Raw genomic sequence first — 14,306 nt, 5'->3', positions numbered from 1 at the left:
ATGGAAAACTTGGTACGCTCAATTAAATTCCCTTTCGCTTTTGATACCGAAAGATTAAAAAACGACCTTCGGAAAGTCATCGGCAAAAACTGGACAGACCATTACAATACCAATGATTACAGTGGCAAATGGACTTCAATCGCCCTTATGGCCGTGGGCGGAAAATCGGATAATATCTATGCTTTGCATTCCGGGACAGAAGAGGTCATTTATACCGAAATATTGGATTCCTGCACTTATTTCAAAGAAATCCTGGACAATTTCCTGTTTGAAAAAACCGCTGTCCGCTTATTGCAATTGTCTGCCGGGGCCGAAATCAAGCCTCATAAAGATTATTGTTTAGGGTATGAAGACGGTTCATTCCGATTGCATATTCCCATAATCACTAACAGTGAAGTGGAGTTTATACTCGATGGCACGCGTTTGGTCATGAATGAAGGAGAATGCTGGTACATTGATGCTAATTTTACACATTCGGTAGCAAACCGGGGCACGGAAAATAGGATCCACCTGGTCATTGACGGAACCCGTAACCAATGGACGGATGCCTTGTTTTTTAAAGAAGCCCGTCAGGATCAATTCCTCAAGCCTATTCCTCAATTGAAAGAAAGCGAAAAACTGCAAATGATGGAAGAACTGGAAAAAATGGATACTCCTGCGGCTCGTGAAATCCTTGCCAACCTTAAAAACCATTAAAAAAAGAGACGGCAAGTTTCCTTACCATCTCTTCCGGGACGAATTATAAATACTTTGGTTATACTATTTCTACTCTAAAAGTCGGAGCGGTCTGTGTGGTGCCTTTGAGCATTTTTACAGACTCATTTGTCATAAGCAGGTCTTCATGGTCACTGACTTCGACAATAATTTCAGGATCGGTCTGGCTTTGCACGCCTTTCATTAATTTATCTCCGGTTTCCGGCAATTCAAAGAAAGCTTTAACTTCAATATGCGTCTGGCAATTTGAACAGGTCTGAACACTCCATCGGCTTAAAACAGCTTCCGTGCCTATAAGTTCTTTTTTGCCGTCAATCATGGCAAAAGCATTGATCATAAACGAACCGTTAATGCCTCCACGATTAATTTTTGATACTTTTAGCACTTTGGCATCTGTGTTTTCTTCCTGGTTTTTAGCCGATAGGTTTGGTACCGCATATTCGTCCAGGGAACCTGCTCCGTACGTATATCCCAACTGGGTTTCTATATTGATGCAATCCAAAGAAGTATACATGCGTTCCATATCACGCTCCTTTAATTTAAAAGGAGTCAGCGGGCTTTCCAGTGTGAGCCAGGAATTAGGAGCAACACCCGGAGTTGGCCCTTGGCTGTCCACTGTATTGGTACCCGGATATTCGGCAATGATTTCAAGCTGGTCTGTTTTGCCGTATTTTTTTTGCCATAACCAAAAAACCCGGTCAACATTGCAATGATGGAAATAGAAAATCGGGTCCAAACCGGCCGTGTCATTTTCTCCCATATCACCATTGGCACCACGTATAGGAGAACGGTCATAGGTAGGAATATCACATCCGCCTACGGCCAAATGGATACTGTTGTGCGGGGATTCCAAAGGAACGACAGGGCTTTTTCCGTCTTCCAGGTTGTCATTCCATTCTGCAGAAGAAGTCGTATTGGAAAAAACCGTAAAATTTGGTGCGTTTAAGCTGTCAATGTATTTTTGATGCACATTTGTCGGGATTTTTTTGCGCTTTACAATAATATAGGAATTAAGCCAGTTGATAACATTGTTGTTCAGTATTTCGACATTCTTGGTATAATCCGGGAAACGGGCATTGTGAACGGTGGTTTTCTTGATGTCATTTGGCCCCATCAATCCCGATAACGGATAACGAACCGTTTCATATCCTTTTGGTTTTGAATAATCTACAGGATCCTGATTGACATTATCCACAATATTTTTAGGGAAGATGAAAGAACGCAGCGGGTTATCAATCTCCACGCCGTCCAAAGTGAATTTTTCATTGGTCAATGCCCACGGAATTCCTTTGGCAAGGGATTCTTCATTGGTTTCATCCCAAAAAGGCAACATCACATCCTCACATCCGGCAATACTTTGAAGGGCTTCTTCCAACCGCATCAGGTAAGCCCTGTGCCAAGTAGGAAATAATACATTCCCGTGATTGCAATACCCGCCCCAGTAAGAGCCGTTCCCCCAGCCTGCTCCCCTGAATGGTTCGCCATGGAAACCGCCAATCATAAAAAAGGAATTCGGGTCATCTGCCGGAAGTTCCTTGATTCCTTTCCAGGCTCTCATTAAATTTTCCAATTCTTTGGTATTGCCGTTTCCGTAATCCTTTTGGACATCATGCAATGACCTCCGTACTCTGATTTGTTTTGGTGTTGTCATAAAAATATGTTTTGGTTTTTGATTTTTAAACGATATGTAATTTAGGGGCTGAAAAACTATTCCAGAAGGAACCTACAGCTATAAAAAGCATTCCTGAAGCAGATATCCATTCCAGGTCCAAACGGGCCAATTTAGCGGAAAGCAATATCGAAAAACCAATAAGGCTCACTACAAAAGGGCCATATCCTTTTTCGCCGGTCCTTCTCCAAAGCAACCATAAATGGAGACCTAAAAAGCCTATAAAAACCGGCAAAAGCCACCCCATAAAAGGTATTTTGGCCAAGCCGAAACTTCCCAACATACTCATATAAACCGCCCAGCAAAGAGGGCATTTCGGGAAAACCGCCACCAGGATGCTCAATACTACAGACGGTACCGAACCTAATATCTTTTTTATCCCTTTTGGCGTTTTCCGTTCCTGGTTCGGGCAGGCATTTGATTTGCAATGACAGGCAGCATTCGTATTTGAATTTTTCATAGGGCTGTTTTTTTAATGTATTTTCCAAACTGCTTTTCTTACCTAAAATTAAAAATAATTAAGAAAATACTTACAGGTATTTATACGTGTTTTTTAATTTTTATTTTCATATATTAGTTGTTTATACTTTTTTCTTCTGGAAAAACAGGAGATATTTCTGCCTTAATTTTTAATTTTTTTTATAAAAGTTTATCTTCGCTACTTCTCAAATCAAAAGACCCTGATTTCACAACCATGAATAACCTCCTGGAAACTCCTATTGAATACCTTAAAGGCGTTGGCCCGCAACGTGGGGATTTGCTGCGCAAGGAAATGGGGATTTTCAAATACGGGGATTTGATCAATTTATATCCGAACCGTTATATTGACAGGACCCGCTATTATAAAATCAATGAATTGCAGGACACTACGGCAGAAGTCCAGGTAGTGGGGAAAATCATCCATCTGAAAACAGTTGAGTTTGCCAAAGGGAAAAGCCGCTTGGTAGCTACGTTTACAGATGATACAGGCCAAATGGAACTGGTTTGGTTCCAAGGCCAGAAATGGATCCGGGAAAGTGTAAAACTCAATATCCCTTATGTGGTTTTCGGGAAAACGAACTCCTTCAATACTATGTTCAGCATGGCGCATCCGGAAATGGAATTGCTAACCGAACATGAACAAAACCTGCGTTCAGCCATGCAGCCGGTGTATCCGTCGACTGAAAAATTAGTGCAGCGAGGCATTACCAATAAAGCCGTCAATAAAATGATGATGCAGTTATTTACCGAAACACAAGCATTATTTACCGAAACGTTGCCCGGTTATATTTTGGAAGAATTGAAATTGATTCCTAAAAATGCCGCGTTATTTAACATTCATTTTCCAAAAAGCCAGGAACTTTTGCTAAAAGCCCAATTCCGGCTGAAATTTGAAGAACTGTTTTTTATCCAATTGCAACTGATTACCAAGAATTTAATTCGAAAACATAAAATAAAAGGACATCCTTTTGATAAAGTAGGCGTAAATTTTACGGAATTCTACAACCATCACTTGCCTTTTGATTTGACAGGTGCGCAAAAAAAAGTCCTTCGGGAAATCCGGAACGATTTAGGCAGCAATGCACAAATGAACCGGCTCCTGCAAGGTGACGTGGGTTCTGGGAAAACCATTGTGGCCCTGATGAGCATGCTCCTGGCATTGGATAACGGGTTTCAGTCCTGCCTGATGGCACCCACGGAAATATTGGCAAACCAGCACTTTTACGGCATTACTGAATTGGCCAAACCCCTTAATCTGAATATCAAACTGCTCACCGGCTCTACAAAAACTAAGGAACGGAACATCATCCATGAGGAACTTGAGAACGGAAGCCTGGATATTTTAATCGGTACACATGCTTTGCTGGAAGATAAGGTACAGTTCAAGAATTTAGGCTTTGCCATTATTGATGAACAGCACCGTTTTGGCGTGGAACAACGAAGCAAGCTCTGGAAAAAGAATGACATCCCGCCCCATATTTTGGTCATGACAGCAACGCCGATACCCAGGACATTGGCCATGAGCCTCTATGGAGATTTGGATATTTCGATAATCGACGAATTGCCTCCCGGCCGGAAACCCATACAAACAGTCCATCGTTATGACAGTAACCGATTGAAAGTCTGGAGGTTTTTAAAGGATGAAATCGCTAAAGGGCGTCAGATTTATATTGTTTATCCACTAATCCAGGAATCTGAAAAAATGGATTATAAAGATCTTATGGATGGTTACGAAGGCATTTCCCGTGATTTTCCTTTGCCACAATACGCCGTCTCTATCGTTCACGGAAAAATGAAAGCCGCCGAAAAAGATGCTGAAATGAAACGTTTTTCGGAAGGGAAAACCAATATTATGGTGGCTACGACTGTAATCGAAGTGGGCGTCAACGTACCCAATGCCAGTGTGATGATTATTGAAAGTGCAGAACGTTTCGGCCTATCGCAATTACACCAGCTGCGAGGACGTGTGGGCCGTGGCGCGGAACAGAGTTATTGTATCCTGATGACCGGGCAAAAACTCAGTCATGATTCCAAAACCCGGATGGAAACAATGGTGAGGACCAATGACGGTTTCGAAATTGCCGAAGTCGATTTAAAACTCCGCGGGCCGGGCGATATCATGGGCAAACAGCAAAGCGGCGTCCTGAACCTTCAGATTGCCGATTTGGTCAAGGATAAGGAAATCCTGCTGCTGGCCAGGCACCATGCCCTGAAACTCCTCAAGGAAGATGCTTCGATGGAAAAACCCGAACATCAAACTTTAAGAAGGGTTTTCATCGAATTATCCAAGAAAAAGAACATTTGGAATTATATCAGCTAAAAAAAACGTACTCTTTTAAGGAGTACGTTTTTCATTTTAAAATATATGTTTTTTTTATTTCTTAGTCCATTCTGCGATGCTGTCCTGGTTCATTTTCACATAATCGTCATTTTTAGCGGCCTGTGCGGCAGCCAAGGATATTTTGGCAGTTTCCACAGCACCTTTTTTATCGCCTAATTTTGCCTGGATCTGAGATTTTAAACGAGTATACCAATACGGTTTTTTATCGTTCATGTCATAGGCCTTGTTTACATAGGTCAACGCTTTATTCAAATCACCGTTAGACTGGAAATAATATTGTGCAGCGGCATAATAATCACCGGCGGCAGGACCGGCCAATGTTTTATCGATGCTGGCCAATGCTGTTTTTTGTGTCGGAACTTCAAATTTTACTGCAACCATGGTTTTTTCCCACGAAAATTCCAACGTTGCCGAATTGTTATCCGTATTGTTGATCCCGATCTCAAAAGTCTCCACATTTCTGTTTAGGATTTCTGTTTTGGCATTCACTTTCAAAACAACTTTGGCATCATCCCAGGTTTCCGGATTACCCCAATTATCGGTCGTAGCATAAAAAATCACATCCCAGCTGTCCGCTTTGGGCATGGTATAGAGTGAATATTTTCCTTTTTTCAGTACCGTTCCATTAATAACCACATCATCACTGAACGAAATAATTGTATTTTCATTGGCACCGGTCCTCCATATTTTTCCAAAAGGGACCAAATCACCAAAAACAACTCTTCCTTTGGCACTTGGCCTGTGGTAATCAATTTCTACGTCAGTAAGCCCAACAGTCTGAATCACTGTTGCTTTCGGGCTTGCCTGTGGAATTTTAACTTGTGCTTCAATTGTAAAAGATGCAGCCAGAAGGGCTAATGCAACTATAAATTTTCCCATTTTGATATAAATTTGTTTTCCCAAAGATAAAATTTCAAACCGATATCAATTGTTAAGAAAAGTATAAAACCAAAAATTAGCGGAAAGAAACAAGAGCCAAGAATACAGGCCTTATTCCTTAAAAAAATAGCAACCATTATCCTAAACCTAAAGCCAAAGTTTATATTTTTACATTTTCCACACTATAAATGATGAATATCTTTTGGTTCCGACGCGATTTACGACTGGATGACAATGCCGGTTTACTGCATGCCTTGCAGGATGACCCTATGGTCCTGCCGGTTTTTATTTTCGATGAAACCATTCTTTCCCAATTGCCCAAAGACGATGCCAGGGTTGCTTTTATCCACGGATTGCTTTCCAAGATACAGGATCAATTGCATCAAAAAGGGAAATCATTGGCTGTTTTTAAAGGGAAACCGTTAAAAATTTTCCAAAAGCTTATTGCCGAAAACAAAATCGGGACCGTATACACCAACCATGATTACGAACCGTATGCGCGGAAAAGGGACCTGGAACTGAACCAGCTTTTTACAACTCATGGCATCCAGTTTAAAACCAGTAAGGACCAGGTGATTTTTGAGAAAAACGACATTGTCAAAGAAGATGGCAAACCCTATGTGGTTTTTACTCCGTATGCCCATAAATGGATGGAAAACTTCCGTAAAATAAAAATCCTGCACTACCCTTCTGAAGGTAAATTGGAGAAAACAGCACTTCACGATTACCCTTTTTTAAGCCTGGAATCCATTGGTTTTAAATCTTCTACCATTAAAGTAAGTCCCTATGACATTACCGAAAAACTAATCGACGATTACCAAAATACCCGGGATTATCCTGCACTTTCTGGAACATCGATGCTGAGTGCCCATTTACGTTTTGGAGCCGTTTCCATACGGAAAATCATCGCGAAAGCAGCAGGAAGCAGCCACACGACTTTTCTTAAAGAATTAATCTGGCGGGAATTTTTTGCCCAGATTTTATGGCATTTTCCACATACTGCCACAAAAAGTTTCAAAGAAAAATACGATGCTGTTGCATGGGAAAATAATGAAGATTTCTTTCAAAAATGGTGCGAAGGGAAAACTGGTTATCCTTTTGTAGATGCCGGAATGCGGGAATTGAATGCAACCGGGCATATGCACAACCGCGTCAGGATGATTACAGCAGGATTTCTCTGCAAACATTTACTGATTGACTGGCGCTGGGGCGAAACCTATTTTGCAACCCGGCTGTTGGATTACGAACAGGCCAGCAATATCGGGAATTGGCAATGGGCGGCCGGTTCGGGTGTGGATGCCGCTCCTTATTTCAGGATTTTCAATCCTACGGAGCAAATCAGAAAATTTGACAAAGACCTTATTTATATCAAAAAGTGGATCCCGGAACTGGAAACTCCTGATTATCCGAAACCTATCGTAGATCATAAAGAAGCCCGGGAAAAATGCCTGAAAGTGTATAAAAAAGCCCTGGACTAATTATACGTCCAAACGCTGCAAAACGGAAAATTCCAACGCATTGAAATCATGGATGACATGGTCTGCTTGCGATAAATTCTGGTCTTTTGAATTCTCGCTGTGGTACCCGACACAAAAAATACCCGCTGCTTTTGCCGCAGCAATCCCGTTGGTACTGTCTTCGATGACGATACATTCCTCCTTGGGAGCAACCGATAAAGAAGCAGCATGCAGGAAAATCGCCGGATGCGGTTTAGATTTCGGAAAGTCTTCCCCACTCACTTTATGGGTGAAGTATTGGTTTAGGTCAAAACGGTTAAAAACCCTGTTTATAGTACTTTTAGATGCTGAAGAAGCCAAAATCAATTGTATTCCGTTGGCATGTAAATCTCTTATTAACTCCAGGACACCATCGATTAATTCCAGGTCAGGCTTGGTATCAAACGCTTCATTAAACAGGTGGCGTTTGCGCAGGATCAAATCTTCCACATCTTCCTTAAGATTGAAATGCTCTTTGAGTTTCTGGAAAACATTCCGGGTCGAATTTCCGGTAAACGTCGCATACATTTCATCCGAAACAGCTATATTCAATTCCTTAAAATGCTGGTGATAAGCATAATGATGAACAGGTTCCGTATCTACAATGACACCATCCATATCGAAAATTACCGTTTTAATCATCCTTAAAAAAATTTGGGTTGCAAAGGGGCTAAGTTACTAAGATTTTTAATATTCGATTGGAATTATCAAAATACCATACACTAAAACCATCCATTTCTTTCCGGAATTCCTAATTACCTGATTACCTGTGTCCCGAGAGTCTGGTATTTGACGTTCCGGACGTCATTGACCACGTTACAGGACGTGGTGTTTGACGTTCCGGACCCCGTTTACCACGTTATAAGACGTCATTTTTGACGTTACAGACGTCATTGACCACCTTATGGGACATGGTGTTTGACGTTCCGAACCCCGTTTACCACGTTATAAGACGTCATTTTTGACGTTCCAGACGTCATTGACCACGTTATGGGACGTGGTGTTTGACGTTCCGAACCCCGTTTACCACGTTATGGGACGTGGTTGACCACACCTTATGTCCCTGATACAAAAAGCAAAGTATTATTAAACCTTTTTCAATATCTTTAGTCTTATCTTAAAAATCATTTCCTTTTGCAAGACGAAAAAGCTTTTATTGCACAACTTCTAAACCCTGAAACTCAAAATGAGGCGTTCAGGAAGTTGTTGCAATTGTACCAGAAGCCTTTGTACAACCACATCCGGAATATGGTGCTGAACCATGATGATACCGATGATGTGTTGCAAAATACGTTTCTTAAGACCTATTCCAATTTGGGTAATTTTAAAGGCGAAAGCAAACTGTATTCCTGGATGTACCGGATTGCTACCAATGAAGCGATTTCATTCATGCAGCAAAGAGCCAGAAAACAAGGGATTTCCAATGAAGAAGTACAACAGAAGGCCATCAACAAGCTGGAAAGCGATGTCTATTTTGACGGTAACGAAATCCAGTTGAAATTACAGAAAGCTATTGCTGTTTTGCCTGAAAAACAACAGCTTGTCTTTAAAATGAAATATTTTGAAGAATTGAAATACGAAGAAATAAGCGATGCTTTAGGTACTTCTGTCGGAGCGCTGAAGGCTTCTTATTTCCATGCTGTCAAAAAGATTCAGGACTTTTTACATACAGATTAAACCTTTTACAATTAATTTTGTCCAACACTATATGAAACAATTTGATTTAGATAACGATCCAAAAATAACCCCGGGATTTAAGGTTCCGGAGCACTATTTTGAGCAGTTTGAAGATAAAATGATGGCCCAACTCCCTCAAAGGATGAAAGTTATTCCGTTGTGGCAACGCAGGCCGGCCTGGATAGCAAGCGCAGCAGCCATTTTTATAATTGCCATTGGGACCTGGGCTTATTTTGCGCAGGATACTGCTGAAAATGTGGTGGCTGATCAGGAATACCTGGCCTATGAAAGCGATGTAACCACTGAAGATATTGCCCTTCTTTTATCCGATGAAGATATTTCTGCAGTTGAAAATTCTCTAAACCTATACCACACTGAATCAGAAGCGTATATTAACGAATACTTAAATTAAGATGGAATCCAATTACACTATAAGTCCTTCTCAAAAAAAGCAATGCAACGGAACAACCGGCACTTTGCTCATCCGAAAAAGAATCGTAACCTTACTTTTGCTGATGCTGTCCTGCATGGTTTTTGCCCAAAATACAGATAAACGAGTGGAACGAATCAAAGCGCTTCGTGTGGCTTTCATTTCCGAAAGGTTGGATTTGTCAACTGAAGAAGCACAACGATTCTGGCCGGTTTTCAATCAGTTCGATGACAAGCAGATAGAACTCCAGCGCCAGAAAAAACAATTGTTGTTCAAGCTCAGACATGAAAATGTTGCAACGCTTTCCGACAAAGAAACTGCACGATTAATGGAACAGGAAGACCAGCTGGAAACGGAAATCCAGAACAACAAACGCCAACTGGCTAAAGATTTACAGGGAATCATCCCAAACCAAAAGATACTCATGCTCAAACAACTGGAAGTGGAATTTAAAACCAAATTGCTCCAGCAGATGAAAAACCGCAGGCGTTTCGGGAACTAAAAACCTGACGCTGTTTTTTACTGGAACGTAATCCTGACAATCCTGTTTTTCCCGGCTGCCACAGCGGTTTTGCCATCCAGGAAACGGATGGTGAGGAAATCTTTATCATCGGCTAATTTTTGCCAGGCCAATCCGCCGTCCCTGGAATAAAAAACACCTGTCGCTCCTACTGAAACGATACTTTTGCCTCCGCTACCCGGAAAATATTGTATACAAGAAGCATATCCGAAACCTTGGTTATCCGCAATGAGTTTCCATGTCTTGCCGCCATCAAGGGTAATGGCTTTGTTTTGGTAATTCTGCTCCGGTTTTTCATAATTCCCGCCGGCAAGTATCCCGATGGATTCGTTGTAAAAATCAGCAGTAAAGGTTCCTGTCATTGTTTGACCCTGGATGATTGGCGTTTCGTAGGCCGTCCAGGTATCGCCTTTATCACCGGAATAAAAAACCCTGGCCTTTTTTCCACCGGAAACTATCCAGGCTTTCGTGCCTTTTAGGATTAAATTTGTATTGCTTGCAGCGAAAAAAGCCTCGCCTTCGGCTAATTTAGGTAACTTACTGCATGGGATTTTCTGCCAGGTTGCACCTCCGTCTGCTGTCCTGATAACGGAAGGGCAATCTTCGGTCGGGTCGCCAACAGCCATTCCATCTGTATCATTAAAAAATTGCATACTGTCATAGAATGCTTTATCATGATGCTCTTCATACACCTGTTTTATTTCCGAGCCATCTTTGGCAATACGGTAGAGCAAAGCTGGATTTTCAATCGATAACATAAAAACATATTTTGAAGTTTGTGCCATGCTACGGAACTCGATTTTTTGGTTTTCCCGGCTCATATTCCAATTGGAATCTGTTTCTCCATTTAAGGAAATACGGCCGTAATTGCCATTGTTGCCTGCATACCAGACGGTATTCCCGTCTACGGCCAAAGCCCGGCAGCTTAACTTCCCGCTAAATAAAGTGTCTATTTTGATATGGGAATACATTGGCGCGGCAATCCCTGCCTTATTCGTCCCGCATGACACAAGCAAACTGATGGCGATAGCTGTCAAAACCATTTTTTTCATAAAATCTTTTTAAAGACCCAAAGTACAGTTTTTTGTAGAAATTTTAGTAAAAAATAGAATCAAATCGAATTAAATATTTTAATTTTGACACCTTTTAAATAATAGAAACATGAGTGCTTCATCACATCAGGATCTTCACAGTAAATATACACTTGGAGGGATATTAATCACACTGGGAATTATTTACGGAGATATTGGTACTTCACCTTTATATGTAATGAGAGCCATTATAGGCTCACACGGAATTAATGCAGATGTTGTTTTAGGAGGGATTTCGGCGATCTTTTGGACGCTTACATTGCAGACTACTTTAAAATATGTCATCATGACCCTTTCAGCGGATAACAATGGTGAAGGTGGGATTTTCGCACTCTATGCACTTGTTAAAAGGACGAAAGTGAAGTGGCTCATCATTCCTGCCATTATTGGAGGAAGTGCCTTGCTTGCCGACGGTATCATTACGCCTCCTATTTCTGTTTCCTCTGCCGTAGAAGGAGTCCGGATTTATTTCCCTGAAATCAATACCGTGCCTATTGTTATTGGGATTTTAGTGGTTTTGTTTACCATCCAGCAATTCGGTACTAAATTGGTCGGGAAGTTTTTTGCTCCTATGATGACCGTTTGGTTTGGTATGCTGGCCGTACTGGGAGCCATACAAATTACACACAATACCGATGTTTTGTGCGCTGTAAACCCTTATTATGCTTATCATTTGTTAAAAGTACATCCGGAAGGATTCTATGTATTGGGCTTTGTGTTTTTATGTACTACCGGAGCGGAAGCATTGTATTCGGATATGGGCCATTGCGGAAGGAAGAACATCCGTATCAGCTGGGTTTTTGTAAAAATCGCACTGCTTCTGAATTATTTCGGGCAAGGTGCTTTCCTGATCAAACACGAAGGGCAAACACTGGAAAGCATCAATGCTAACAATGGCAATCCTTTCTATCTTATTATGGCCGATTGGTTCCAGCCTTTCGGAATTGTAATTGCCACCATGGCAGCTGTAATTGCCTCGCAAGCCTTAATTTCCGGTTCGTTTACACTGATAAATGAAGCGATGCGCCTGAATTTCTGGCCAAAAGTTAAAATCAAATACCCAACCGATTTAAAAGGGCAATTGTACATTCCTTCCATAAACTGGTTATTATTAGCGGGTTGTATCGGGATCGTTTTGTATTTTAGGGAATCCGGGAAAATGGAAGCGGCTTACGGGCTGGCCATCGTATTGTGCATGATCATGACAACACTGTTGCTGATGTATTATATGGTGTTGAAAAGAACCGCAGCCTTTATCATCATTCCAATCATATTATTGTACCTGTCTATTGAAATCAGCTTTTTGATTGCCTGCCTGGACAAATTCCCTCATGGCGGTTACGTGACCATCATCATTGCCGCGCTACTGATCTTTGTAATGACCATCTGGCACACCGCCAAGAAAATCAGCAGGACTTATACCAAAATCGTGAAAATCGACAACTATAAAAAGGTATTGGCCGAATTGAGTGTTGATTTATCCATTCCTAAATATGCGACGCATTTGGTGTACATGACCAATGCCAACAGGGTGGATGAAATCGAGGAAAAAGTAATGTACTCTATTTTGCAGAAGCGCCCTAAAAGAGCCGATTTGTATTGGTTTATCCATGTGAATGTGACCAATGAGCCATATAAAAAAGAATATAAAGTAACCGAAATCATCCAGGACGACCTGTACAGGATCGATTTTAATTTAGGCTTCAGGGAACCGACCAAAATCAACCTGATGTTTAAGGAAGTAATCAAGGATATGGTGAAAAACGGAGAAGTGGACATTACCAGCCGTTACGAATCGTTGAGCAAAAACAATATCATCGGGGACTTTAAATTTGTATTGTCCGAAAAATTCCTTTCCAACGACAGTTTCATGCATTGGCACGAAAAACTGATCATGAACACCTATTTCTTCTTTAGGAAATTCTCCTTATCTGAAGAAAAAGCATTTGGCCTGGACAGCAGTTCGGTTAAGGTTGAAAAATTCCCAATGGTGCTCCATGCCCCTGAAAGAATCGAACTAACACGCGTGTATAGAGAATCATGATTTCGTATAACCCTAAAGAGTGGTTCACGTTTATTTTCCGGTTTCACAAAGCGGACACCTTCCGGGCGTTGTTCCCGCTGATGGCAGGAATCGCTGTGTATTGCTGGGTGCTGGATTACCTGATTTTGGATTACTTCAAATTAGGGGAAGATATCCATTTGAAGAATATCAATACCATGCACAGCATGCTTGGCTTTGTGATTTCGCTGCTGTTGGTTTTCAGGACCAATACCGCGTACGACCGATGGTGGGAAGGGCGCAAACAATGGGGAGCATTGGTAAACTGCAGCCGGAATTTAGCCTTAAAACTTGATACGATCCTTGTGGAGAAAGACGACAAATTGTTTTTCAGGAAAATCATTCCGTACTATGCCAGTACGTTGAACCTCCATCTTAAGAACGAGAAGATAAGCCAGGAGCTTTTTGACGAATTCGATATCAATATCGACCATAAGAAACACAAGCCCAACCAGGTGATCCGCCTGTTGATGAAAAAAGTCAACGAATTGCACAAAAGCCATAAGATTACCGGGGAACAACTGCTTTATATCAATCCGGAACTGACTGCTTTTACGGACATTTGCGGTGCCTGCGAAAGAATAAAAAACACTCCTATCCCCTTCTCTTACAGTGTTTTCCTTAAGAAATTCATTTTCTTTTATGTGATGACGCTTCCTTTTGGGTATGTGTTCAGTTTAGGGAATTATACCATCCCTGTGGTGATCTTCATCTTTTATGTGCTGGCAAGTTTAGAACTTATTGCCGAGGAAATTGAAGATCCCTTCGGGCATGATGAGAATGATTTGCCAACAGCAAAAATTGCGGAAAACATCAAAAAAAACATCGAAGAAATATTATAGCAAACAGCCTCTTGACCAGGGGCTTTTTTTATGCTGGTATTATGTTCCCGGAATACTCCCTTCAATAATAACGATACACAAGCCTATGCAAACGGTACACAAGGC

13 protein-coding genes are annotated in these 14,306 nt (G+C 41.3%); 8 read left to right on the top strand and 5 right to left on the bottom strand.

Annotated features, from left to right (window positions below; translation table 11 throughout):
* Nucleotides 1-696 carry an aspartyl/asparaginyl beta-hydroxylase domain-containing protein gene (locus tag E4635_RS01145; protein ID WP_135524776.1) on the top strand — a complete coding sequence of 232 codons (696 nt, stop codon included), beginning with the start codon at nt 1-3 and terminating at the stop codon, nt 694-696.
* Between the two features lie 58 nt (nt 697-754).
* Here E4635_RS01145 and E4635_RS01140 read toward each other — a convergent pair whose 3' ends face one another.
* Nucleotides 755-2,365 (bottom strand): tyrosinase family protein, encoded by a 1,611-nt coding sequence (locus E4635_RS01140; protein WP_135524775.1) that lies wholly within the window; start codon nt 2,363-2,365, stop codon nt 755-757.
* A gap of 25 nt (nt 2,366-2,390) precedes the next feature.
* A complete protein-coding gene (locus E4635_RS01135) occupies nt 2,391-2,843 on the bottom strand; it encodes a hypothetical protein (protein WP_135524774.1) in 453 nt (150 codons plus the stop codon).
* A 234-nt stretch (nt 2,844-3,077) separates the two neighbouring features.
* Between E4635_RS01135 and recG the strand changes: the two genes are divergently transcribed.
* Nucleotides 3,078-5,183 (top strand): ATP-dependent DNA helicase RecG, encoded by a 2,106-nt coding sequence (gene recG, locus E4635_RS01130; RefSeq protein WP_135524773.1) that lies wholly within the window; start codon nt 3,078-3,080, stop codon nt 5,181-5,183.
* Nucleotides 5,184-5,237: 54 nt separating this feature from the next.
* Here the strand turns inward: recG and E4635_RS01125 are convergent, their stop codons facing one another.
* Entirely contained in the window at nt 5,238-6,083 is an 846-nt protein-coding gene (locus E4635_RS01125) for a DUF2911 domain-containing protein (RefSeq protein ID WP_135524772.1), read from the bottom strand.
* A gap of 191 nt (nt 6,084-6,274) precedes the next feature.
* Between E4635_RS01125 and E4635_RS01120 the strand changes: the two genes are divergently transcribed.
* Nucleotides 6,275-7,561, top strand: coding sequence for a cryptochrome/photolyase family protein (locus tag E4635_RS01120; protein ID WP_135525119.1), 1,287 nt, complete (start codon nt 6,275-6,277; stop codon nt 7,559-7,561).
* Here E4635_RS01120 and E4635_RS01115 read toward each other — a convergent pair whose 3' ends face one another.
* Complete coding sequence (locus tag E4635_RS01115) at nt 7,562-8,221, bottom strand: HAD family hydrolase (protein ID WP_135524771.1); 660 nt, start codon at nt 8,219-8,221, stop codon at nt 7,562-7,564. It abuts the gene before it with no gap.
* A 492-nt stretch (nt 8,222-8,713) separates the two neighbouring features.
* Between E4635_RS01115 and E4635_RS01110 the strand changes: the two genes are divergently transcribed.
* Genes E4635_RS01110 through E4635_RS01100 form a run of 3 tightly spaced genes read left to right on the top strand, consistent with a single transcriptional unit; the run spans nt 8,714 to nt 10,188 of the window.
* The gene (locus E4635_RS01110; protein WP_135524770.1) at nt 8,714-9,256 is read left to right on the top strand and encodes an RNA polymerase sigma factor; all 543 of its coding nucleotides are present in this window, start codon (nt 8,714-8,716) and stop codon (nt 9,254-9,256) included.
* Nucleotides 9,257-9,287: 31 nt separating this feature from the next.
* Nucleotides 9,288-9,668 carry a hypothetical protein gene (locus E4635_RS01105; protein ID WP_135524769.1) on the top strand — a complete coding sequence of 127 codons (381 nt, stop codon included), beginning with the start codon at nt 9,288-9,290 and terminating at the stop codon, nt 9,666-9,668.
* A gap of 1 nt (nt 9,669) precedes the next feature.
* Nucleotides 9,670-10,188, top strand: coding sequence for a sensor of ECF-type sigma factor (locus E4635_RS01100; protein WP_169630179.1), 519 nt, complete (start codon nt 9,670-9,672; stop codon nt 10,186-10,188).
* A gap of 17 nt (nt 10,189-10,205) precedes the next feature.
* Here the strand turns inward: E4635_RS01100 and E4635_RS01095 are convergent, their stop codons facing one another.
* A complete protein-coding gene (locus E4635_RS01095; protein WP_135524768.1) occupies nt 10,206-11,258 on the bottom strand; it encodes a WD40/YVTN/BNR-like repeat-containing protein in 1,053 nt (350 codons plus the stop codon).
* A gap of 109 nt (nt 11,259-11,367) precedes the next feature.
* Between E4635_RS01095 and E4635_RS01090 the strand changes: the two genes are divergently transcribed.
* The gene (locus E4635_RS01090; protein ID WP_135524767.1) at nt 11,368-13,341 is read left to right on the top strand and encodes a KUP/HAK/KT family potassium transporter; all 1,974 of its coding nucleotides are present in this window, start codon (nt 11,368-11,370) and stop codon (nt 13,339-13,341) included.
* Complete coding sequence (locus tag E4635_RS01085) at nt 13,338-14,201, top strand: bestrophin family protein (protein WP_135524766.1); 864 nt, start codon at nt 13,338-13,340, stop codon at nt 14,199-14,201. The genes E4635_RS01090 and E4635_RS01085 overlap by 4 nt, the downstream gene beginning before the upstream one ends.
* Nucleotides 14,202-14,306 lie beyond the last annotated feature (105 nt).

It is taken from the genome of Flavobacterium humi, from assembly GCF_004745595.1.
GTDB lineage: Bacteria > Bacteroidota > Bacteroidia > Flavobacteriales > Flavobacteriaceae > Flavobacterium > Flavobacterium humi.
Note: the sequence above shows the minus strand (reverse complement) of the source record. Positions and strands in the feature narration are given on the sequence as shown.